Origin of the sequence: Amycolatopsis sp. NPDC024027, assembly GCF_040638975.1 — a bacterium.
Taxonomy (GTDB): Bacteria; Actinomycetota; Actinomycetes; order Mycobacteriales; family Pseudonocardiaceae; genus Amycolatopsis.
In genome coordinates this window covers 151,652-173,185 of record NZ_JBEZYY010000019.1, presented here as the reverse complement: position 1 = coordinate 173,185, position 21,534 = coordinate 151,652, and the positions used below count along the sequence as shown (strand labels likewise).

Genomic DNA, 21,534 nt, shown 5'->3' with positions numbered 1-21,534 from the left:
CGAACCCCCAGGGCGCGGCGCTGCGGCCGCGCCGCACCAGGACGGCGGCGATCGGCATGAACCTTCCTCGGGCCCGGCACCCCAACCTCCGGCTGCGCACGGCGTGGCCCGCCCCGCACGCGGTCCTCGTCACCGCACGCGGTGACCTCGACAGCGCGACGGCGGCCGACCTGGCCTCGCTGCTCTCCGACCGCCTGTGGGCGACGCCGGAACAGCTGGTCGTCGACCTGTCCGAAGTGGACTTCCTCGGTGTGGCCGGGGTCCGGGTGCTGCTGCACGCGGCCCTGCAGGCCGGGCAGGGCGGCACCGCGCTGCTCGTGGTCACCGGCGCCAACGCGGGGGTGCGGCGGGCCCTGCGGGTGACCGGGGCAGACCGGAGCCTCGCGCTGGCCGAACGCCGGCCCGCCCCTGCGCCGGCCTGATCCCGGCGTCGTGCCGTCGGCCACGCAGCAGCTACCCCCGCAGGGCCGGGAGCAGCTCCTTCTCGGCGAAGTCGAGGAAGCCTTCCTGCTGGTCACCGCCGATTTGGACCAGCGCCACGTCGGTGAAGCCCGCCTTCTCGAACTCCCGCACCGCCTCGGCGATCGGCTCGGCGTCCGGGCCGCACGGGATCGAGCCGGCGACGTCGTCCTCGCGGACGAACTGCGTCGCCCCGGCGAACCCGGCCGGCCCCGGCAGCTCGGCGTTGACCTTCCAGCCGCCGGCGAACCACCGGAACTGCTCGTGCGCGCGTTTGACGGCGGCGTCGCGGTCGTTGCCCCACGAGACGGGCAGCTGCCCGATCTTGCGGCTCGGCGCCCCGCCCAGCTTCGTCGCGTCCCACTCCTGGGACAGCTCCGCCTTCGGCTCGACGGCGATCATCGCGTCGGCGACCGGGGCGAACCGCCGGACCGACTGCGAGCCGGACACCGCGACGCCGATCGGCGTCCGCTTCTCCGGCAGGTCCCACAGCTTCGCCGAGTCGACGCGGAAGTGCTTGCCGTCGTAGTCGAAGTAGCCGCCGTCGAACAGGCCGCTGATGATCTGCACGGCCTCGGAGAGCATCTCGTGCCGGACGTTGGCCGGCGGCCAGCCGCGGCCGATGACGTGCTCGTTGAGGTTCTCCCCCGCACCGAGGCCGAGGGTGAACCGGCCGCCGGAGAGCGCCTGCACGGTCGCCGCCTTCTGCGCCACCACCGCCGGGTGGTAGCGCATGGTCGGGCAGGTCACGTAGGTCATCAGCTCGGCGCGCTCGGTCACCTGGGTGACCGCGCCCAGCACGGCCCAGGCGTAGGGCGCGTGGCCCTGCTCGTCCAGCCAGGGCGAGTAGTGGTCGCTCATGACCTCGAAGTCGAAGCCGGCCCGTTCCGCACCGGCGGCGTACCGGACCAGGTCGTTCGGGCCGGCCTGCTCGGTCATCAGGGTGTAGCCGATCCGCATCGGCGCCTCCTCTCGCATCGGCTGCTCTCGGGGGGGGGCCGGGTGGCGGAGCCCCCGGCCCGGGGCGAAGCCCCGGTTGTCACAGCTCTTGGCGTACCCCTGCACCTCGGCGGGTAACCACCCCCGGTCGTGACGTTTACGCCGTGATCAACCGGGTACTCGACGCGCGAGACGAAGGGAGCGGAAAATGCCTCAGTCGTGGAGCGGAAAGCGCGAACGCCAGTACGAGCACGTCAAGGACTCGGCCGAGGACCGCGGGGCGAGCACGAAACGGGCCAAGGAGATCGCGGCCCGCACGGTGAACAAGAACCGCGCCCAGTCGGGTGAGTCGCGGCAGGCGAGCAAGACGTCGCTGAAGGACAAGTCGCCGCAGCAGCGCGGCGGCGAGCGGTCCGGCAACCGCAAGGGCCCGGGCGGCCCGACGAAGGACCAGCTGTACAACGAAGCGAAGAAGAAGAACATCGACGGCCGCTCGAAGATGACCAAGAAGGAGCTCGAACGGGCGCTGGGCCGGTGACGAAACCCGAAATCCCTGATCACGAAGTGTCAGCATTACACCGGATGGGTAGTACCTCCCGCATGGAAGAAACTCGAAGCGACAGCTCGTTCGGCGGCAAGCCGACCGTCGACGAGCTGCTCGACGAACTCGTCGAGCTGCGGCTCCCCGCCATGGCGGAGCAGATCCCCCTGGTCCGGATGCTCACGCACGGCGTGGTCTCGCGCGCGGACTTCGGGCTGGACGCCATCGCCGACGCCAAGATGGCCGTCGACGAGGCGTGCGCGCAGCTCGTCCAGCTGGCCGAACTGGGCTCGCAGCTGCAGTGCCGCTTCCGGCTCGCCCCCGACGGCTTGCACGTCATCGTTTCGACCCGATCGAGTGATCCACGGCCGCCGAGCGATCGCACGTTCGGCTGGCACGTCTTGACGACCCTGAGCCGGTCGGTGACCGCGCACTGCGACGCGCTTCCCGGTGGGGGTGCGGGCATCGTCACGATCGAGCTGGTGCTCAACCCGGGAACGAGCGCGTGAGCAGCGAGCGAAAAACCCTCCTCCACCGCCCGGACGAATATGCCCACTGCGAGCCGCTGTTCAAGGAACTGGACGGCCTCGAAGCCGACGACCCGCGCCGGGAGGGCATCCGGAGCAAGCTCGTCACCGAGCTGCTCCCGCTGGCCGAGCACATCGCGACCCGGTTCTCCGGCCGCGGGGAGCCGCGGGAAGACCTGGTCCAGGTGGCGCGGATCGGCCTGATCAACGCCGTCGACCGGTTCGACCCCGCCCGGGGCCACGACTTCCTGTCCTTCGCGGTGCCGACGATCATGGGCGAGGTCCGCCGGCACTTCCGCGACACCGGCTGGTCCGTCCGGGTCCCGCGCCGGCTCAAGGAGCTGCACCTTTCGCTGAGCCAGGGCTCGGCGGTGCTCTCCCAGCGCCTGGGCCGCGCCCCCACGCCGACCGAGCTGGCGGAACACCTGAACCTCGACATCGACGAGGTCCGCGAAGGTCTGCTCGCGGGCAACGCCTACCAGGCGCTCTCGGTCGACAAGCCGGTGCACGACGACGCCGAGGCGTTGTCGCTGGCGGACACCATGGGGGAACCGGACCACGAGATGGCCATGGTCGAGAACCACGAGGCCCTCCAGCCCCTGCTGCAGGAACTGCCCAAGCGCGAGCGCGCGATCCTGGTGATGCGGTTCTTCGGCGGGCTCACGCAGACCCAGATCGCCGACCGCGTCGGGATCTCCCAGATGCACGTCTCCCGGCTGCTTTCGCAGACCTTGGAGCAGCTGCGCGGGAAGCTGACCGGCGAAGGCTAGCCGGCCCGGCCCCGGACGGCGAACCGCCGGGGCCCGCGGCCTCGACCGCCACCTCCCGGCACACCCGGATCGAGGGCGACACTGCCCAGGCGAGGTGCGCCGGCCGGCCGGCGTGAGCCGGGCTGGTGCCCCAGACCGACGAAGAACCGCGCCACGCGGGCTGCCGAGGCCGTCCCGCCCCGGCTGCCCGCGACCCGCAGCTCCGGAGGGGGTGCGGGGAGGGGGCTCAGCCCAGCCAGCCGGGACGCCCGCCCTTCCACAGCCGCCGCCACTCCCGCGCGAACGTCTCGCGCAGCTCCGCCGCCCGTGCCGCGTCCTGGGCGTGGAGCAGCCCGAAGGTGAAGGTGTTCTGCCCCTCGCCGTGGCCGGCGATGGCGAGGTGGTGCAGGACGTCCCGGCCGACCACGGTGTCCTGGTGCTCGCCCAGCGTGCTCTGGACGGCCTTGACGTTCTTGCGCCACTCCCGCAGCTTCTTCCCGTACACCGGCTTCACGGTGTCGGCCGCGTAGCGGGCCCGCTTGGCCTTCTTGCGGACGTCGTGCAGGGCTGTCTCCAGCTCGTCGCCGGTCAGGCCGCGGGCCGCCGCTCGGGCGCGGCTGAGCTTCTTCGCGGCCTTTCGCAGCGGCTTGCGCAGACCGGTCTTCGCGGGCTTGCGTGCCTTCGCGGTCAGCGGCGGCTCTTCCAGCAGGGCGTCCAGTTCGCGCAGCAGCTGCAGGTAGCGCTTGCCGGTCAGCACCGCCAGCGCGCGAGTCCGTCCCTCCTCGGCCTCACGGGCGAAATGACGGGTGAGGAACTGGCGCAGCGGTCCGAACACGAGCTCCGAAGGCACTTCGCCGAGCTGTTCGCGCAGCCGCTCCTCGGTGACCTCGGTGTCCCTGGCCGGCGACAGCTGGCGGCCGAGCCACTGCAGCTCGGCCACGAGGGCCGCCGTCTGCTTCTCGTCGATGAGAGAGCCGAAGGTGCGAAACGTGCTTCGCAGCTTCCGGATCGCGACGCGCATCTGGTGCACCGAATCCTCGGCGTCCAGCCGCACCCCGACGTCCGCACGGCGCAACCGGCCGTAGTGCTCGCGCACAGCCGCCAGCACGACGTCACCGGCGGACGGCTTCTTGCCGGGCCGGGGCGGCGCCGAGACGCGGTCACCGACGAGGCGGCGCAGTTTCGACGGCCACGGCGCCACCGAGGCACCGGCCTCGGCCAGCGCGCGGTCGAACTCCCCGAGCAGCGCGGGTTCGGCCGCGGGGTCCAGCTCGAGTTCCAGTTCGCGCCACTCGTCCAGCCGGGCGGTGGCACCGCCGGCTTCACCGGTCACGTGGTCGTCGGTGAGGATCGCGATGGTGCGGCCGCCCGCGCCGGCGAGCCGGTGGGCGAAGCGGTCGGTGCGCAGGTGCGCGATCGGCACCAGCTTCTCCCCCAGGGTGTACGCCCGCACCAGGCGCCGCAGCCGGCCGGGCACCTTGTGCGGGTCGCCTCCCAGCGGCAGCTGCAGTTCCTGCCGCTCGTCGGCCGACACCGGGAGCTTGAGGTGCCAGCCGGCATCGGGGCCGCCGACGCGCCGCCGCAGTGTGATGCCGCTGCGGGCCAGCCGGAACGTCGCGGTGTCGTAGTAAGACGCGTCCAGGACGTGCTCCACGGGGTCGTCCTGGGTTTCGACACCTCCGACGCCGACCAGGCGGGGCACCCCGCTGCCGGCGACGATCTCGTACTTGCGTTCGCGCTCGGTCACGCGCGACGGCGCTGCCATGGTTCGTCCTCCTCGAGGCCGGTTTGCCCGTTGAGTACCCGGCTGGCGCGCCGCCGACACGGGATTCGGCGCCGGAGCAGCGGGTATCCCATGCGGTGAACCCGAGCCCGGACCAGGAGAGTGCATGAACGGCAACCAGTCCGCAACCGACCTGACGACCGTCCTCGACGGCGACCACCGCGAGCTCGACCGGCTCTGCACCGAGCTCGAGCTCGGCCAGGGCAGTCCGGAGAACCGCAAGGACCTCGCCGATCACCTGATCGCGGAGCTGGTCCGGCACGCCGTCGCCGAAGAGCCCTACCTCGACGGCGACGGCGACCTCGCCGAAGCGGACGGCCTGATGCGGCAGCTCGAAGGCGCCGGGCCGCAGGAGACGCGGTTCGAGCGCCTGCTGGGCGGGCTGATCCGCGCCGTCCGGCGGCACGTCCGCGAGGAGGGACCCGCGGCCGTGCGCGAGATCCGGCGCACCTGTTCCGCCGACCGGCAGGCCGAACTGGGCCGGGAGGTCCTCGAGACCCGGGAAGCCGCGCCGCGGCTCCCGCACCCCGACCTCGCCGACCGGATGCCCCAGGCCGACCAGCTGTGGCCGGGGCCGGGGTTCGTCGACCGGGCCCGTGCCGCCCTGCGCGCCCCGGCATCGGGTTGAATGGGAAGCCTGCCCCTCGATCCGGAAGACAGTGAGGACCCATGAGCGTCGGCGAAGAGGAGTGGGCCCGGGAACGGGCCTGGTTCGGGCGGGACGGTGAACCGGAGCCGGGGCCGCTGGCCCGGCAGTTCGCCGACCTCACGCGGACCCTGCTCGACGTGACGCCGACCGTCGCCGGCGTGCTCAAGCTCGTCGTCGGGGCCGCGATCGCGCTCATCCCGGACGCCCACCTCGTCAGCGTCACCCTGCGGGACACCGACGGGACGTTCCACACCCCCGTCGAGACGGACCCGGTCGCCGAGCGGCTCGACCAGGTGCAGTACGACCACGGCGAAGGCCCGTGCGTGGAGTCGGCCCGCCCGGACGGCCCGGCCGTCGGCTGGTCGCGGGACCTGGGCCGCGACCCCCGCTGGCCGGCGTTCGGCCCGGCCGCCGCCCGGCACGGCTACCACTCGGTGCTGGCCACCGCCCTGCTCCCGGACGCCCGCGCGCCCCGGCTGTCGGGCGCGCTCAACATCTACTCGCGGACGCCGGGCGCGTTCGACACCGCGGCGATCGACACCGCGCTGCTGCTGGCGACGCACGCTTCCCTCGCGCTGGCCCACACCGAAGCGGTGGCTTCGGCCGAGCTGGAGTCGGCGCACCTGCGCCGGGCCCTGGACAGCCGCGACGTCATCGGCCAGGCGAAGGGCATCCTGATGCAGCGCCGCGGCATCACCGCCGACGAGGCCTTCGACGTGCTGCGCCGCGCGTCGCAGGACCTCAACGTCAAGCTCGCGGATCTGGCGACGACGCTCGCCTCCCGGCACGCCGAAGTGGATCTGCCGGCCTCCGAGGGCTGACACAGCCTGAGACACACCGAGGGCGGCACCTTCCCGGGAAGGTGCCGCCCTCGGTGTGGTGGTGCCGCCGTTACTGAGCGGAGTACGGGGACCGGTTCTCCAGCGTCGGGCTCGCAGCCGGGTACCGGCCGTCCTGGCCCGGTACCGGGGTGACCGTCGTGCCCTGCTGCTCCATCTCCGCCCGCGGCCGGGGACCGCGCTGGACGACCGCTTCGACCTCCTGCTCACCGCGGATGCGGGCCAGGACGCCGAGGGTGATCGCGTGGGCCAGCGCGAGGATCAGCAGCAGCACGCCGATCCGCCCGACCACGCCGGGCAGGTCGCTGCCGCCCATGTCGATGGTCGAGATCAGCGCCAGCACCCCCAGCGTCGCGAGGTGGAACAGCACCGTGACCAGGCGGGTCATCGAAGCGCCCGCCGCCGGGTCGCCGTAGGAGTTCTCCAGGTAGCGGCGGCCGCTGCGGTAGATGATCTGCCCGTCTATCAGGACCAGCGCAACGCCGATCGCGAGGAACGACAGGTACGCGTTCGTGGTCATGCCGGACGCTCCTTCCTGGGGGACCTTGCGGGAGGAATACCCGGCAGGTCGCGCAGGGAAACGCCCCCGTCACGCGGTGAAGGTGTCCGGGTCCGGTCCGGTGCGGCGGCCTTCGTCCAGCCGGCCGATTTCCGCCATGTCCTCGTCGTCGAGTGCGAAGCCGAACACGTCGATGTTCTGGCGCATCCGGCCGGGTGAGGCCGACTTCGGGACGACGATGTTCCCGAGCTGGACGTGCCAGCGCAGCACGACCTGCGCCGGCGTCCGCCCGTGCTTCTCCGCCAGGCCGGTGAGCACCGGGTCGCCGAGCACACCGGCCTGCGCCAGCGGGCTCCACGCCTGGGTGGCGATGCCGTGCGCCCGGTGGTACTCGCGCAGCTCCGCCTGCTGCAGTGCCGGGTGCAGCTCGATCTGGTTGACCGCGGGCACCAGGGACGTCTCCTCGGCGAGGCGGTCGAGGTGGGCGGGCTGGAAGTTCGACACGCCGACGGCGCGGGCCTTGCCCGCCCGGACGATGTCTTCGAAGCCCTGCCACGTCCGGACGAACGTGTCCTTGGCCGGCAACGGCCAGTGGATCAGGTAGAGGTCGACGTAGTCGAAGCCGAGCCGGCGGAGGCTGCCTTCGAGCGCGGTGATCGCGTTGTCGTGCCCGTGCGCGTCGTTCGTCAGCTTCGTCGTGACGAACACGTCCTCGCGCGCCACCCCGGACTCCGCGATCCCGGCGGCGACCCCGGCTTCGTTGCGGTACGCCTGTGCGGTGTCGATGTGGCGGTACCCCGTTTCCAGGGCCGTCCGCACGGCTTGGGCGGTTTCCTCGGGCGGGATCCGGAAAACGCCGAATCCGACCTGCGGGATCCGCACGTCACGCCGTTGTCCGGCGCTGTTCAACTCCAAGGTGGGAACGCCGGCAGTGGTGGTCGTCATGCGTCCGGCCTACCCGGCGGTCCCCGGACGTGAAACGCGGCGGGGCGGGTGATCCCGCCCCGCCGCGACAACTCACCCCGAACGGGTGACTCGCGGGTCCTACCGCCCCGGGCGGTCCACGTCACCGCGCCAGCCGCCGGTCTCCCGGCCGCGCTGCTCGATGAACTCCTTGAACCGCTTGAGATCGCCCTTCACACGGCGGTCGAGCACGCCGAGCTTGTCGGCGACGTTCTCGGCGAAGCCCTCCGGGTCGATGTCCATCTGCGCGGTCACCCGGGTGTGCGAGTCGTCCAGCCGGTGGAAGGTGATGACGCCGGCGTGGTCCGGACCGGAGTCCGACGTCCAGGCGACCCGCTCGTCGGGGTGCTGCTCGGTGATCGTCGCGTCGAATTCGCGCGTCACGCCACCGAACCGCGTCACCCAGTGGGTGCGGGTGGCGTCGACCTGGCGGATCTCTTCGACGCCCTCCATGAACTGCGGGAATTCCTCGAACTGCGTCCACTGGTTGTACGCGGTCGAAACGGGGACTTCCACGTCCACGATTTCGGTGATCGTGCTCATGCACTCCTCCTCGTCGATGGTCGGTTCAAATCGGCTACCCGGTGCACCGGCGGTCAAACGCGGCGCGGTTGACGCACGGCCGAGCCGGGTACACGGCGACCAGGCAAGGAGGTGTTCGGTGATCGAAGAGGTGAACAAGAAGCCGGCTTCCGACCGCTCGGTCGGCGAACTGGTGACGGACCTGACCGACGAGGTCAAGCGGCTCGTCCGGGACGAGATGCGGCTCGCGGCCTTCGAACTGCAGCGCAAGGGCAAGAAGATGGGCCTGGGCGCCGGGTTGTTCGGCGCGGCGGGGCTGTTCGCGTTCCTCGGCGCCGGCACGCTGGTCGCGGCGGCCGTGCTGGCGCTCGCGCTGGTCGTGCCGGGCTGGCTGGCGGCGGTGATCGTCGCCGTCGCGCTGTTCGTCGTGGCCGGGATCGCGGCGCTGGTCGGCAAGAAGGAAGTGGCGCAAGGGGTGCCGCCGGTGCCCGAGGAAGCGATCAGCGGCGTCCGCGAAGACGTGGACACCGTGAAGCAGGGAGTGCGGACATGAGCGGGGACTTCCCGAAGAACGCCGAAGAGGCGCGCCTCGACCGGGACGCCACCCGGGAGGAGCTCACCGAGACGCTGGAGGCGCTCGGGCAGAAGCTCGACGTCAAGGCCAGGGTCAAGGAGAACGTCGACGAGAAGCTCGACCAGGCGACCGCGAAGGTCGCCGACGTGACGAACGAGCCGACCGCGGTCAAGTTCCGCCAGGGCGCCGACGCCGTCCGCGCCAACCCGCTGCCGGTTTTTGCCGGCGTGCTGGGCCTGCTGATCCTGATCCGCCTGATCCTGCGCCGGAGGAACTCGTGAACAAAGCGCTCTACAAGCCGCTGAGCTGGGTGGTGGGTGCCCTGGGCGGCATCCTCGCCGGCCAGGTGTTCAAGCAGGTCTGGAGCCGCGTGGCCGGGGAGGACGACGCCCCCGACGCCACCGACCGCGACTACACCTGGCGTCAGGTGGTCATCGCGGCGGCGGTGCAGGGGGCGATCTTCGGTGCCGTCAAGGCCGCCACCGAACGGGCCGGCGCCGTCGGTTACCGCAAGGCGACCGGCGACTGGCCCGGAGACGACTAGCCACAGTGGACGGTGGGAGGCGGGGCCGCCGGGCGGTCACGCCTCCCGGCCGGGCTCGAGGGCCAAGCCGGCGAGCGCGGCGCCGACGCGGGGGTGGATCTTCAGCAGCACGTCGGCGCCGGTGGCTTCGAGCGAGCGGGTGACCGCGTGGCCGCCGAGCACGACGGCGAGTTCGGTGCGGGCGTTGGCCTGCAGCAGCGCGCGGACCCCGGCGCAGCTCAGGAAGGCGACCCGGGTCAGGTCGACGACCAGCCGCTCGCCGGTGGCGAGGGCTTCGTCGAGGACGCCGACCGTGGCGGCGTCGATGTCGCCGACCAGGGTGAGGACGGTGACCCCGCCCGGCCGCTCGGTCGTGGTGACGGTGAGGCCGGAAGGTTCGTAGAGCGTGCGGAAACAGTCGTACATGGCGCTCCCTATTCTCAGCGGTGCAGGGGCGCTGACCGGAGCACGTGTCTGAACAACAGCCAACCCCCCTGACCGTACGCGCCTGGGCGGGGAGGTCAACCCCGCGGGTTTCCCGGCTCCGGCCTCGGGTAATCCGTTCGGGACGCGAATCCGGCCCGGAAGGAGATCCATGCGTGTCGTGATCGTCGGCGGCGGTTTCGCCGGTTACCACGCGGCGAAGAGCCTTCGGAAGGAAGCCGGCGAAGACGTCGAGGTCGTCGTGCTGAACCCGACGGATTACTTCCTCTACCTGCCGTTGCTGCCCGAAGTGGCGGCCGGCATCCTCGACCCGCGGCGCGTCGCGGTGTCGATCCCCGAGACGCTGCGCGGAGTCCGCCTGGTCCTCGGGGTGGCCACCGGCGTCGACTTCGACGCCCGCCACGTCACCTACACCGATCCCGAGGACAACGAACACCGGATCGGGTACGACCGGCTGGTGCTGGCCGCGGGCAGCGTCAACAAGCTGTTGCCGATCCCGGGCGTCCCCGAGTACGCGCACGGCTTCCGCGGCGTGCCGGAAGCGCTGTACCTGCGCGACCACATCACCCGGCAGATCGAACTGGCCGCCGCGGCCGACGACCCGGCCGAACGCGACGCGCGCTGCACGTTCGTGGTGGTCGGCGCCGGCTACACCGGCACCGAGGTCGCCGCGCAGGGTCCCGCGTTCACCGCGGCGCTCGCCGCACGCCACCCCGAGCTGACCGGGCAGCGGATCCGCTGGCTGCTGCTCGACGTCGCCGAGCGGGTGCTGCCCGAGCTCGCCGGGCGGCTCGGCCGGACCGCCGACCAGGTGCTGCGCTCGCGCGGGGTCGAGGTCCTCATGAAGACCTCGGTCGAGCACGCCGACGCCAAGGGCGTCACGCTGACCAACGGCGACGCCGTGCCGGCCCGCACCCTCGTGTGGTGCGTCGGCGTGCGGCCCGACCCGCTGGTGGCCGGCCTCGGGCTCGAGACCGCGAAGGGCCGGCTGGTGGTCACCGAGCAGCTGAACGTGCCGGGCCGCGACGACGTGTTCGCCTGCGGCGACGCGGCCGCGGTGCCCGACCTCACCCGTCCCGGCCAGTACACCGCGATGACCGCGCAGCACGCCGAGCGCCAGGGCAGGCTCGCCGGGCGCAACGTGGCGGCGTCGCTCGGGTACGGCCGGCGGGGTACCTACCGGCACCACGACCTCGGCTTCGTCGTCGACCTCGGGGCCGGCGCCGCCGCGGCGAACCCCCTGCACATCCCGCTGTCCGGGCGCCCGGCGAAGGCCGTGACCCGCGCCTACCACCTGATGGCGATGCCGGGCAACCGCGTGCGCACGGCCGCCGACTGGGTCCTGGAGGCGCTGACCGGCCGCCAGACCGTCCAATTGGGACTCGTCCGCTCCGGGGCCGTGCCACTCGACACGGACAGCCCGGAACTCCCCCGTCGCTGAAACCCTTTCGGTGAAAGGAACGCTCATGCCCGCCGAACCCGAACCCGTCCGCTCCGAAGGCCCCGCCGTGGTGACCGCCGGGGACCCGTCGGGCGCCAAGGTGATCGTCCTCGACCCGGCGGGCGCCGCGAAGCACGACGAGCTGCCCGCGACCTGGCGGCCGCTGGCGGAAGAGCGCGCCGTGTTCTGGTGCCGCATGCCGGCCGGCGGCGCGCTGACCGAAGCCGACGACCTCCTCGGCGACGCCGGCCCGCACGATCCCGAGATCGCCGTGGTGGCGAGCGGCCCGTTCGCGGCGGAGGCGCTGCAGCTCGTCGAGCGGCACCCGGGTGCGGCGACGCACCTGCTGCTGGTCGACCCGGCCTCGGACGCGTTCCTGGCCTCCGACGACGCCCTCCAGGCCAATGACGCCTGGCTGGCCGAACACGACGACGTGGTCGCCAAGCTGCTCGAGACGGGTACGGAGGTGCGGGTGGTCGCGTCGAGCACCATGAGCCCGGAAGACCGCGTGCCGCCACCGCTGCCGCTCGGCCACCCCGACGTCGTCTCGGCGGTGCGCAGGGCGCTCGGCGGGAACTAGCCGGCCGAAGCGAGCGCGACGAAGGCCCGCACCACCGGGGACGCCGAGCCGGCCCGCCAGGCCAGGCCCAGGTCGATCCTCGGGGGCGGGTCTTCGAGCCGCCGCAGCACCACCCCGCGGCGCCGCAGCGCCCGGGCCCGGTGTTCCGGGACCGCCGCGAGGCCCGCCCCTTCGGCGACCGCGCGCATGAGCTGCTCGTCCTCCGGTTCTTCGCGGACGATCGGCGGCAGCCCACCGGGCCAGATCTGGCCGCTGATCGCGTCGTACTGGCCGGGGCCGTTCTCCCGCGGCCAGAACACCACCGGCTCGGCGGCGATCGCGGCTCGCCGGACCCGGCCGCGGCGATGGGCGAGCGGGTGCCCGGACGGCAGCGCGAGCAGGACCTCCTCGGACCCGACCACGGCGACCTCGATGCCCGGCACGGTGACCGGCGGCCGCACGAAGCCGACGTCGATCTCGCCCGCCGCCAGCCGGGCGAGGTTCAGGCTGGTCCAGCCGGTTTCCAGGGCGAGTTCGACGTCCGGGTGCCGCTCGCGGTACGCCGCGACCAGGTCGCCGGCCAGCGGGCCGGGCGCCGAGCGCGTGTAGGCGATCCGCAGCCGCCCGGCGTCGCCGCGGCCGGCCGCGGTGATCGCGCCCCGGGCCCGGTCCAGCCGATCGAGCAGGTCGCGGGCCTCGGCGGCGGCCACCCGCCCGGCGTCGGTCAACGCGAAGCGCGGGCCCGTGCGGTCGAGCAGCGCGACCCCCAGCTCCGCCTCGAAGGCGCGGATCTGCTGGCTCAGCGACGGCTGGGACACGAACAGCCGGGCGGCTGCCTTCGTGAAGTGCATTTCCTCGGCGAGCACGGCGAAGTAGTGCCATCGGCGCAGGTCCACCCAGCGATTATAAGGTCCTCCTATGATTTGATCGGGACGAAGTCTTGGACGCCCCGCCCCGCCTGCTGCTGTCCTGGATCCCGTGACCACGACCAGCGCGCCCCTGACCCGCACCGACCGCAAGCTGCTCGCCCTCGCCGCCGCGGCGGACCGGCGGCTCACCGCCCCGATGGCCGGGTTCGTCGACCTGGCCGCCGTCCGGGAAGCCGCCGAAGACCTGACGAAGGCGTTCGCACCTCTCGGCCGGATCCAGCACACGGTCGCCGCCAAGGCGTGCGGCCTGGCGCCCCTCCTGCGCTTCCTGGGCGACCTCGGGATCGACGCCGAGGTCGCGAGCCCGGGCGAGACGGCGGTCGCGGAAGCGGCGGGCCTGCGCGGCCAGCGGCTGGTGCTCGACTCCCCCGCCAAGACGACCGCCGAGCTCGCCCACGCGCTGGCCGAGGGCACGGCGGTCAACGCCGACAACTTCCAGGAGCTCGCCCGGCTCGACGCACTGGTCGGCGCGACGCCGCCGCGGTCGGTGCTGGGCCTGCGGATCAACCCGCAGGTCGGGGCCGGCCGGATCGGCGACACGAGCACCGCCACGGCGGCGTCGAAGTTCGGCATTCCGTTGCGGGACCCCGGAAACCGGGGGCTGCTGCTCGAGTCGTTCGCGCACCGGCCGTGGCTGACCCGGCTGCACGTCCACGTCGGCTCGCAGGGCTGCCCGCCGGAGCTGATGGCCGACGGCGTCGCGGCGGTGCACGAACTCGCCGAAGAGATCAACGCCGAAGCCGGGTACCGGCAGGTCACCAGCCTCGACCTCGGCGGCGGCCTGCCGGTGGACTTCACCTCCGAAGAACCCGGCCCGACCTACGCCGGCTACGTCGCGACGCTGCTGGCCCGGGTCCCGGCCCTGGCCGACGGGCGCTACGCGTTCGTCACCGAGTTCGGCCGGTCCCTGCTGGCGAAGAGCGGCTTCCTCGTGAGCACGGTGGAGTACACGAAGGTCGCCGGCGGACGGCACATCGCCGTGACGCACGCGGGTGCGCAGGTGGCGGCGCGCACGGTGCTCCAGCCGGAGCACTGGCCGCTGCGGATCGGCGCGTTCGACACGACCGGCACGCCGAAGACCGGACCCGAGGTACCGCAGGACATCGCCGGGCCCCTGTGTTTCGCCGGGGACCTCCTCGCCCGCGAGCGGCCCCTGCCGCTGCTCGAACCGGGCGACCTCGTCGTCGCCCACGACACCGGCGCGTACTACTTCGGCGCGCACTACGCGTACAACACGCTGCCGCGCCCGGCCGTGTACGGGTTCACCGTGTCGCCGCGCGGTGACGTCCGGTTCACGCCGCTGCGCCGCGCGCAGACCCTCGCCGAACTGGTCGCCGACGCCGGCGGCGAATTCCTCGGAGTGCTCCCGGCGGCCTGATCCCCGGCGTACGATCCTCCACACGCCGAGGGGAGTGCGATGGGGGTCGGTCGGGACTTGCCGCGGTTCGCCGCGCTGCCAATCGGAATCGTCGTCGCCGTCCAGGCCGTCGTGCTGACGGCATTTTCCGGGCGCTACGGCTTCCACCGCGACGAGCTGTACTTCGTCGCCGCGGGCCGCCGGCCGGACTGGGGGTACGTCGACAACCCGCCGATCACCCCGTGGCTCGCCCGGGCGTCGACGGCGTTGTTCGGCGAAACGCCCACGGGCCTGCGGGTGATCGCGACCCTGCTCGGGATGGCGACGGTGGTGGTCGTCGCGCTGATCGCCCGTGAGTTCGGCGGCGGCGGCGGTGTCCAGCTGTTCAGCGCGATCGCGACGGCGCTGTCGTCCTATGTCCTGGTCGTGTCGCACATGCTGGCGACCAACTCCGCGGACGTGCTGCTGTGGTCGCTGATCGCGCTCTTCGGCCTGCGGTTGCTGCGCACCGGCGACGGCCGGTGGTGGCTCGCCGCCGGTGCCGCCGCGGGTCTCGGCCTGGCGAACAAGTGGCTCGTCCTGCTCCTGCTGTCCGGGCTCGGCATCGGCGTCGCCATCGCCGGGCCGCGCCGGGTGCTGCGGACCTGGTGGCTCGCCGCCGGCATCGGGGTCGCCGCCGTCCTGGCGGCTCCGGTCGTGCTCTGGCAGGCGTCGCACGGCTGGCCGATGCTCACCGTGGCCGGCGGGATCAGCGAGGACGACGGCACCGAGAACCGCCTCCTGTTCGTGCCGATGCAGCTGCTCCTCCTTTCGCCGCTGCTGGTGCCGGTGTGGCTCGCCGGGCTCGTGCGGCCGTGGCGTGACCCCGCCCTGTGCTGGGCCCGCCCGCTGGCCATCGCCTACCCGGTGGTCTGCGCCGAGCTCCTGGTGCTCGGCGGGAAGCCGTACTACTCGGTGCCGTTGCTGCTGCCGCTGGTCGCGCTGGGCGCGGAACCGGCGCTGCGGTGGCTGGGCCGGGGCGGGACCCTCCGGCGGGCGCTCACCGGCGCGGCCGCCGCGGTGTGCGTGGCCGTGTCCGTCCTCGTCGGACTCCCGGTCGTGCCGGCGTCGGCGCTGAACGGCCCGCTGCTGGCGATGAACAAGGAGCCGGGCGAGCAGGTCGGCTGGCCGGGCTTCGCCGGCAGCGTCGCGGGGGCGTGGCGGCGGATCCCGGACGCCGAGCGCGACACCGCGGTCATCCTCGCCGGCAACTACGGCGAAGCCGGCGCGATCGAGCGCTACGGCCCCGAATTCGGGCTGCCGCAGCCGTATTCGCCGCACATGTCGTACGCGGACTGGGGACCACCCCCGGACCGGCTGGTCGGCCCGGTGCTGCTGATCGGCCGGGTGCGGCCCGGCTCGCCTGCGTCGAGGCTGATCACCGGCTGCCGAGCAGTCGCCAAGCACCACAACGCCGAAGGCGTCGACAACGACGAAGAAGGTGTCGTGCTTTCGCTGTGCACGCTGACGCGGCCGTGGTCGCAGGCGTGGCCCCAGCTGCGGCACTACTACTGAGCGGTTCGTCCGGTTCGCGCTACCCTCGGGCGCATGGTGGCGAGGCGCACGGCGGTGGCCGTGGTGGGGGCGGGCCCGGCCGGACTCACGGTGGCGAACCTCCTGCGGCGCGCGGGGATCGGCTGCGTGCTGCTGGAGGCGCAGAGCCGGGCGTTCATCGAACAGCGGCCACGGGCCGGGTTCATCGAGGAGTGGGCGGTCCGCGGGCTCACCCGGCGGGGCCTCGGCGAGCAGCTCCTCGCGAAGGCGCCGCGGCACGAGGAGTTCGAGTTCCGGTTCGCCGGGCAGCGGCACGTCTTCCGCTACGGCGATGTCACCGGGCAGCGGCATTTCGTGTACCCGCAACAGCTTCTGGTGACCGATCTGGTCGAGCACTACACCGGCTCCGGCGGTGACGCGGTCTTCGAGGTCTCGGACGTCGAACTGCACGACCTGACGTCGGACTCCCCCGCCGTCACGTTCCGGGCCGGCGGCGGCGAGCACCGGATCGACTGCGATTTCGTGGCCGGCTGCGACGGCGCCCGCGGCGTCAGCCAGGGCTACCTGCCGGCGGAATCGACGGTGAAAGCCCACCACGACTACGGAATCGGCTGGCTGGCGCTGCTCGCGGAGGCACCCCCGTCGGCCGACGGCGTGCTGTTCGGCATCCACCCACGCGGGTTCGCCGCGCACATGGCGCGCACGCCGGCGGTGACGCGGTTCTACCTGCAGACCGCGCCCGGCGAGACCGAGGCGGACTGGCCCGACGAGCGGGTGTGGCGGGAACTGCACGCGCGGCTGACCGTGCCCGGCGGCGAGATCATCGAGGGAAAGCTGTTCGAGAAGCGGATCCTCGACATGCACAACTACGTCGTCGAGCCGATGTCGCACGGCCGGCTGCATCTCGCGGGCGAGTCGGCGCACCTGGTCGCCCCGATCGCGGCGAAGGGCATGAACCTCGCCCTGCACGACGCTTTCCTGCTCACCGACGCGTTCGAGGCGTACTACGCGGGCGATCCGGCGCCGCTGGCCGGCTACTCCGCCGCGTGCCTGCCGCTCGTGTGGCAGTACCAGGAGTTTTCGCTGTGGCTGTCCGACATCTTCCACCACACCGCGGCCGCGGGCGAGAACCCGTTCGCGGCGCGCATCGCGGAGGCCCGGATGCGCCGCCTGCTCGGTTCGCCCGCGGCCGCGGCGGCGTTCGCGGAGCTCTACATCGGCAAGAACGCGGACTTCTGAGGCGCGGCTGACGCTGTCAAGAAGAACAAGACTGCACTTCCCGCGAGATTGCGGGCACGCTCTCCGGCATGCCGGAAATCGCCGCGGAGCAGGACCACGTGAACGTTCTTTACGCCCGCCTCGACGCGTTGCGCGAGGAGGCGGCCGCCGCCCTTGCCCGCGGTCACTCTCCGGACGTGTGGCGGGCCGAGGTGGCGCGGCTCGCGGCGATCGAGGACGGGCTGTGCTTCGGCCGGCTGGACCTGGCCGGCGGCCGGCGTGTCCACATCGGACGAGCCGGGCTGTTCGAGAAGGACAAGGCCCTGCTGGTGGACTGGCGCTCGCCCGCCGCCCGGCCCTTCTACACCGCGACCGCCGCCGAGCCGGGCGAAGTCCTGCGCCGGCGGCGGATCACCACCCGTGGCCGGACCGTCGTCGCCGTGGACGACGAACTGCTCGGCCCGGCCGGGCCGGGCGACGGGCTGGTCGGCGACGCCGCGTTGCTCGCCGCGGTGACGGCCGAGCGCACCGGACGCATGCGCGACATCGTCACGACACTCCAGGCCGAGCAGGACCGCATCATCCGGGACGGCGCCCGGGGCGTGCTCGTCGTGCAGGGCGGCCCGGGCACGGGCAAGACGGCCGTCGCCCTGCACCGGGTCGCCTACCTGCTGTACACCCACGAGTACCTGCGCACCCGCGGCGTGCTCGTCATCGGCCCCAGCCGGGTGTTCCTCGACTACATCGGCCAGGTGCTGCCCGGGCTCGGCGAGAACCGGGTGGTGACGGCGACCGTGCCCGATCTTCGTCCCGGCGTCGCGGTCACCCGGGTGGACTCGGCGGCGGAAGCCGCCCGCAAGGGCCGGGCGGACATGGCGTCCCGGCTGGCCGAGGCGGTGCGGGCCACCGTCCGGGTGCCCGAGGAGCCGATGGTAGTCGAATTCGAGCAGCAGGCCCTGCGGCTGGATCCGGCGACGCTCCGCCGGGCCGTGCGGAAGGCCAGGGAGACCGGGCTGCCGCACAACCCGGCACGGGACGTGTTCCACCGGGAGGTCGTCGCCACGCTGACCGGGGAACTGGCCGCCCGGATGGAGGCGGTGGTGTTCACCGAGACCGGCGAGGCGCTCGACGGCGGCAGTGCGGACGGCCGCCTCGGCGAGGCCGAACTGCGGGCGCTGGCCGCCGCGGGCCTCGTGCTCGGCCCGGACGACGACGACAGCCCGCGTACGCTGCTGGACGAGGTGGATCGGGAAGCGTTGCGGACGGCCCTGCTCGGCGACGCCGGCGTCCGGGACGTGCTCGACGGGCTGTGGCCGCCGTTGACCCCGGCGGAGGTGGTCGAGGGACCGTGGAGCGCCGCGGACATCCCGTTGCTGGACGAAGCCGCCGCGCTGGTCGGCGAGAGCGTGCCGGTGTTCGGGCACGTGGTGGTCGACGAAGCCCAGGAACTGTCCGAAATGGACTGGCGGATGCTGGTGCGCCGGTGCCCGTCCCGGTCCATGACCGTCGTCGGGGACCCGGCCCAGACCGGGAGCGCGGCGGGTGCCACGTCGTGGGAACGGGCCCCGCGGCCGCACCGGCTCGCGGAGCTGACCGTCGGCTACCGCACCCCGCGGGAAATCATGGAGGCCGCGGCGAAGCTGCTCGCCGCCCACCACCCGGCGTTGCGGGCGCCGACATCGGTGCGGGCGAGCGGAGAGCCACCGTGGCGCCGAGCCGCCGACGACCTGCCCGGTGTGCTCGCCGAACTCGTCGACGAGCACACCGGGGGGCAGCTGGCGATCATCGCGGTGGCGACCCGCGAGCTGGCGGCCGCCCTGTCGCTCCCGGTGCCGCCGGACCTCTCGGGCAAGGTGGTGCTGCTGACCCCGGCCGAAGCGAAGGGCCTCGAGTTCGACTCGGTCGTGATCGCCGACCCTGCCGCCGTCCTCGCGGCCGGCCCGTGCGGACCCAACGACCTCTACGTGGCCATGACGCGCGCCACCCAGCGGCTGGGCGTGGTCCATCCCGGGCCGGTCCCGCGGGAACTGCGTTCGCTGACCGAACGGCGATCTTCAGGATGACACAGCGTTAGGGTGACACAGCGTTAGGATGACACAGCGTCAGCTCCAGGCGATCTTGAACACCCAGGTGTAGCGGCCCGCCTGCCGGGCCGCGGCGGGGACGTCGATCACCAGCGAACCGTTCTCGACCGTCCAGTGCAGGTTCCCGCGGTAGCCGAGCATGGTCACCCGGTCACCGCTGCGGATCGGCACCGGCGCGTCGACGACCACCCGGCTGCCCGGCGCGGTCAGCGAGTGCACGTAGAACGCCTCGTTCTGCTTGACCGTGAACCGCAGGTCGCCGAGCTGGGCCATCCTCGACCAGTACGTCGTCCCGTAGATCGCCTCGCCGTTGACCTTCAGCCACGCGCCCGCGTCCCGCAGGTGCGTCCGCATGACGTCCGGGATCGTGCCGTCGAAGTCCGGGCCGATGTCGAGCAGGAAGTTGCCGTTCTTCGAGACGATGTCGACGAGCGTCCGGACCACCTCCTCCGCCGTCATGTACCGGTCGTCGGGGGTCGCGCGGTTGTAGCCGTAGGAGAACGGGTCGAGGCCCCGGCTCGCCTCCCACTTCGCCACCACGGTGTTCGGGTACGTCGTGTACTCCGGCGTCGTGAAGTCGTGGTCCGGGATGCCGCCGCGGTCGTTGTAGGTGACGTCCTTGGGGCGCTTGCGGTTCTTCGCGTGGTTGAAGTACTCCGAGATCACCGCTCGGCTGTCGTTGACGCCGCCGATGTCGAACCACAGCACGTCCGGGTCGAACTCGGAGATCAGCTCGAGCACCTGCGGCGCCTGGTAGTCGCGGACGAAGTCCTTCCCCGCGGTGTAGCCGGTGTAGGGCAGCGACGCGCCGGTGTAGGGGTTGCGCGGCGCGTGGCCCATCCACGGGTTGTCGGGGTTGAACCATTCCGGCAGCGAGAAGTACAAGCCGTTGCGCAGCTGCGGGGTGTACTTCCGCGACGCCGTGAAGAGTTCGTTGACGATGTTGCGCTTCGGGCCGAGCTTGACGGAGTTGCGGTCGCTGACCTTCGTGTCCCACAACGCGAAACCGTCGTGGTGCTTGGACGTCAGGACGTAGTACTCCGCACCCGCGTCCGCGATGAGGTTCAGCCAGCTGCGGGGGTCGAACTTCGCTGCGGTGAAGAGCGGGATGAAGTCGTCGTAGGTGAAGTTCTCGCCGTACTTCTGCCGGTGGTAGGCGTAGGTCGCGCCGTTCGGGTCCTGCTGGTTCTGCCAGTACCACTCCGCGTACTGCTGCCCCACCGGCGCCCACGCGGGCACGGCGTACACGCCCCAGTGGATGAAGATGCCGAACTTGCTGTCGTTGAACCAGTAGGGCGCGCGGTGCGTCGAGAGCGACGCGTCGGCCGGCCGGAAGTCCGGGATGCCGAGGGTGATCGGGACCTGCTGCGTGGCGAGCGTGCCGCGGCCGGCGGTGACCCGGATCTGGCCGTTCGTGGTGGTGCCGGGCGGCACGGACGCGTTGGGGGCGAGGCCGAGCCGGACCGTCGCCTGTTCCCCCGGCGCGAGTGCCCGGACGGTCGCGGGCACGACCGTCCGGCCGCCGGGGACGTCGACGGTGACGCTCACCCGGTCGCCCGCGCCGAGCCACACGGTCCCGGCGTTGACGATGGTCGCTTCGGCGGCCTGGGGCCCGCCGTCGGTCAGCAGGTTCGCCGACGAGCGGCCGTCGAGGATCAGCGCCGAGCGGCCCACCGCGACCGGCTGGAGGGTGAGCGCGAAGACGTGCAGGCTGGCGACGTTCGGTGCGGGGTTCGCCGTCGTGGGCAGGGTCAGCGCGACGGCTTCGCGGGCCGGGTCGATCCAGACCTGGCCGGTGGCCACGGAAACCGGGTTGTTGTCGACGACACCGCCGGGCGCGTAGCGGAACGGCGAGACGAGCGCGCCGCTGCCGGTGTACCAGTCGGGGCCGGACAGGGAGCCGGTGCTCGTGCTGCCGTCGGCGTAGTGCACGGTCGCCGGGCCGCCCGCCGCGCCGTAGCTGCCGGCGACCAGGAAGTACGCGACGAAGTAGCGGCCCTTCGGCAGGTCGATCCGCTGCCCGGTGGCGGCGATGTTGTTCTTCGCCCCGGCGGCCGCGGAACCGAGCTTGAACGGGACGCCGCCGGCGGTGACGGTCTGCCCGGCCGGCAGGTGCTCGGCCGGGAAGGTGTAGCCGGACCCGTCGAAGTCGCCGCCGGTGGCCGACGCGCTGTCGATGCCATCGTTGGTGAACCAGGGATCGAGGGCCACCGGGACCGGCGGCGGGGGCGGGACGATCGGGGTGTCGGCGCGGTCCGGGGCGGCGTCCACGGGGATGGCGGCGCCGGCGGGGGTACGGCCGGCCGCGCTGAGCGCGACGGCACCACCCAGGGCGATGCCCAGAGCTTGGCGGCGGGGGAAGGTCGGCACTGAGCCTCCAGGGATCGGATGACTACGGCGGG

At 72.7% G+C, this 21,534-nt stretch carries 23 protein-coding genes; 15 read left to right on the top strand and 8 right to left on the bottom strand.

Features of this window, described 5'->3' with window-relative positions; all coding sequences use genetic code 11:
• Window positions 1–56: 56 nt before the first annotated feature.
• Window positions 57–422, top strand: coding sequence for an STAS domain-containing protein (locus tag AB0F52_RS37030; RefSeq protein WP_360181015.1), 366 nt, complete (start codon window positions 57–59; stop codon window positions 420–422).
• A gap of 31 nt (window positions 423–453) precedes the next feature.
• Here the strand turns inward: AB0F52_RS37030 and AB0F52_RS37025 are convergent, their stop codons facing one another.
• Complete coding sequence (locus AB0F52_RS37025; RefSeq protein WP_360181013.1) at window positions 454–1,419, bottom strand: LLM class F420-dependent oxidoreductase; 966 nt, start codon at window positions 1,417–1,419, stop codon at window positions 454–456.
• Between the two features lie 187 nt (window positions 1,420–1,606).
• Here AB0F52_RS37025 and AB0F52_RS37020 point away from each other — a divergent pair, with 187 nt between their 5' ends.
• The 3 genes from AB0F52_RS37020 (at window position 1,607) to AB0F52_RS37010 (ending at window position 3,236) form a co-directional block, all read left to right on the top strand.
• Entirely contained in the window at window positions 1,607–1,936 is a 330-nt protein-coding gene (locus AB0F52_RS37020; protein ID WP_360181011.1) for a plasmid stabilization protein, read from the top strand.
• Window positions 1,937–1,998: 62 nt separating this feature from the next.
• Window positions 1,999–2,448, top strand: coding sequence for an ATP-binding protein (locus tag AB0F52_RS37015; RefSeq protein ID WP_086844481.1), 450 nt, complete (start codon window positions 1,999–2,001; stop codon window positions 2,446–2,448).
• A complete protein-coding gene (locus AB0F52_RS37010; protein ID WP_360181009.1) occupies window positions 2,445–3,236 on the top strand; it encodes a SigB/SigF/SigG family RNA polymerase sigma factor in 792 nt (263 codons plus the stop codon). Before AB0F52_RS37015 ends, AB0F52_RS37010 begins: the two co-directional genes overlap by 4 nt.
• Window positions 3,237–3,462: 226 nt before the next feature.
• On the opposite strand, the gene AB0F52_RS37005 is transcribed toward AB0F52_RS37010, so the two are convergent.
• Window positions 3,463–4,980: a CYTH and CHAD domain-containing protein gene (locus AB0F52_RS37005; protein WP_360181007.1), complete on the bottom strand. Its 1,518-nt coding sequence runs from the start codon at window positions 4,978–4,980 to the stop codon at window positions 3,463–3,465.
• Window positions 4,981–5,104: 124 nt separating this feature from the next.
• Here AB0F52_RS37005 and AB0F52_RS37000 point away from each other — a divergent pair, with 124 nt between their 5' ends.
• Window positions 5,105–5,626, top strand: coding sequence for a hemerythrin domain-containing protein (locus AB0F52_RS37000; RefSeq protein ID WP_360181005.1), 522 nt, complete (start codon window positions 5,105–5,107; stop codon window positions 5,624–5,626).
• 41 nt (window positions 5,627–5,667) lie between these two features.
• On the top strand, window positions 5,668–6,468 hold the full coding sequence (locus AB0F52_RS36995; RefSeq protein ID WP_360181003.1) for a GAF and ANTAR domain-containing protein: 801 nt from the start codon (window positions 5,668–5,670) through the stop codon (window positions 6,466–6,468).
• A 70-nt stretch (window positions 6,469–6,538) separates the two neighbouring features.
• On the opposite strand, the gene AB0F52_RS36990 is transcribed toward AB0F52_RS36995, so the two are convergent.
• The 3 genes from AB0F52_RS36990 to AB0F52_RS36980 all read right to left on the bottom strand — a co-directional run bounded on the left by AB0F52_RS36990 (window position 6,539) and on the right by AB0F52_RS36980 (window position 8,491).
• A complete protein-coding gene (locus tag AB0F52_RS36990; RefSeq protein WP_360181001.1) occupies window positions 6,539–7,006 on the bottom strand; it encodes a hypothetical protein in 468 nt (155 codons plus the stop codon).
• Window positions 7,007–7,075: 69 nt separating this feature from the next.
• Entirely contained in the window at window positions 7,076–7,930 is an 855-nt protein-coding gene (locus tag AB0F52_RS36985) for an aldo/keto reductase (RefSeq protein WP_360180999.1), read from the bottom strand.
• A 99-nt stretch (window positions 7,931–8,029) separates the two neighbouring features.
• Entirely contained in the window at window positions 8,030–8,491 is a 462-nt protein-coding gene (locus AB0F52_RS36980; RefSeq protein WP_360180997.1) for an SRPBCC family protein, read from the bottom strand.
• Window positions 8,492–8,609: 118 nt separating this feature from the next.
• Between AB0F52_RS36980 and AB0F52_RS36975 the strand changes: the two genes are divergently transcribed.
• The 3 genes from AB0F52_RS36975 to AB0F52_RS36965 are packed head-to-tail and all read left to right on the top strand — an operon-like array spanning window position 8,610 to window position 9,588.
• Window positions 8,610–9,023, top strand: coding sequence for a phage holin family protein (locus AB0F52_RS36975; protein ID WP_360180995.1), 414 nt, complete (start codon window positions 8,610–8,612; stop codon window positions 9,021–9,023).
• Complete coding sequence (locus tag AB0F52_RS36970) at window positions 9,020–9,325, top strand: DUF3618 domain-containing protein (protein WP_013227044.1); 306 nt, start codon at window positions 9,020–9,022, stop codon at window positions 9,323–9,325. The genes AB0F52_RS36975 and AB0F52_RS36970 overlap by 4 nt, the downstream gene beginning before the upstream one ends.
• Window positions 9,322–9,588 (top strand): DUF4235 domain-containing protein, encoded by a 267-nt coding sequence (locus AB0F52_RS36965; RefSeq protein WP_086853791.1) that lies wholly within the window; start codon window positions 9,322–9,324, stop codon window positions 9,586–9,588. The genes AB0F52_RS36970 and AB0F52_RS36965 overlap by 4 nt, the downstream gene beginning before the upstream one ends.
• 36 nt (window positions 9,589–9,624) lie before the next feature.
• Here the strand turns inward: AB0F52_RS36965 and AB0F52_RS36960 are convergent, their stop codons facing one another.
• Complete coding sequence (locus tag AB0F52_RS36960) at window positions 9,625–9,993, bottom strand: STAS domain-containing protein (protein WP_360180992.1); 369 nt, start codon at window positions 9,991–9,993, stop codon at window positions 9,625–9,627.
• 169 nt (window positions 9,994–10,162) lie between these two features.
• Here AB0F52_RS36960 and AB0F52_RS36955 point away from each other — a divergent pair, with 169 nt between their 5' ends.
• Both AB0F52_RS36955 and AB0F52_RS36950 read left to right on the top strand, forming a co-directional pair.
• Window positions 10,163–11,452, top strand: coding sequence for an NAD(P)/FAD-dependent oxidoreductase (locus tag AB0F52_RS36955; protein WP_360180990.1), 1,290 nt, complete (start codon window positions 10,163–10,165; stop codon window positions 11,450–11,452).
• A gap of 25 nt (window positions 11,453–11,477) precedes the next feature.
• Window positions 11,478–12,032, top strand: coding sequence for a hypothetical protein (locus AB0F52_RS36950; protein ID WP_360180988.1), 555 nt, complete (start codon window positions 11,478–11,480; stop codon window positions 12,030–12,032).
• On the opposite strand, the gene AB0F52_RS36945 is transcribed toward AB0F52_RS36950, so the two are convergent.
• Window positions 12,029–12,907, bottom strand: coding sequence for a LysR family transcriptional regulator (locus tag AB0F52_RS36945; RefSeq protein ID WP_360180986.1), 879 nt, complete (start codon window positions 12,905–12,907; stop codon window positions 12,029–12,031). The genes AB0F52_RS36950 and AB0F52_RS36945 overlap by 4 nt on opposite strands.
• 82 nt (window positions 12,908–12,989) lie before the next feature.
• Here AB0F52_RS36945 and AB0F52_RS36940 point away from each other — a divergent pair, with 82 nt between their 5' ends.
• The 4 genes from AB0F52_RS36940 to AB0F52_RS36925 all read left to right on the top strand — a co-directional run bounded on the left by AB0F52_RS36940 (window position 12,990) and on the right by AB0F52_RS36925 (window position 19,111).
• Window positions 12,990–14,318, top strand: coding sequence for a diaminopimelate decarboxylase (locus AB0F52_RS36940; protein WP_360180984.1), 1,329 nt, complete (start codon window positions 12,990–12,992; stop codon window positions 14,316–14,318).
• Window positions 14,319–14,357: 39 nt separating this feature from the next.
• On the top strand, window positions 14,358–15,851 hold the full coding sequence (locus tag AB0F52_RS36935; RefSeq protein WP_360180982.1) for a glycosyltransferase family 39 protein: 1,494 nt from the start codon (window positions 14,358–14,360) through the stop codon (window positions 15,849–15,851).
• A gap of 33 nt (window positions 15,852–15,884) precedes the next feature.
• Entirely contained in the window at window positions 15,885–17,069 is a 1,185-nt protein-coding gene (locus AB0F52_RS36930) for a 4-hydroxybenzoate 3-monooxygenase (RefSeq protein ID WP_360180980.1), read from the top strand.
• Window positions 17,070–17,137: 68 nt separating this feature from the next.
• A complete protein-coding gene (locus tag AB0F52_RS36925) occupies window positions 17,138–19,111 on the top strand; it encodes a UvrD-helicase domain-containing protein (protein WP_360180978.1) in 1,974 nt (657 codons plus the stop codon).
• A 39-nt stretch (window positions 19,112–19,150) separates the two neighbouring features.
• Here AB0F52_RS36925 and AB0F52_RS36920 read toward each other — a convergent pair whose 3' ends face one another.
• On the bottom strand, window positions 19,151–21,502 hold the full coding sequence (locus AB0F52_RS36920) for an alpha-L-fucosidase (protein WP_360180976.1): 2,352 nt from the start codon (window positions 21,500–21,502) through the stop codon (window positions 19,151–19,153).
• Between the last annotated feature and the right edge of the window lie 32 nt (window positions 21,503–21,534).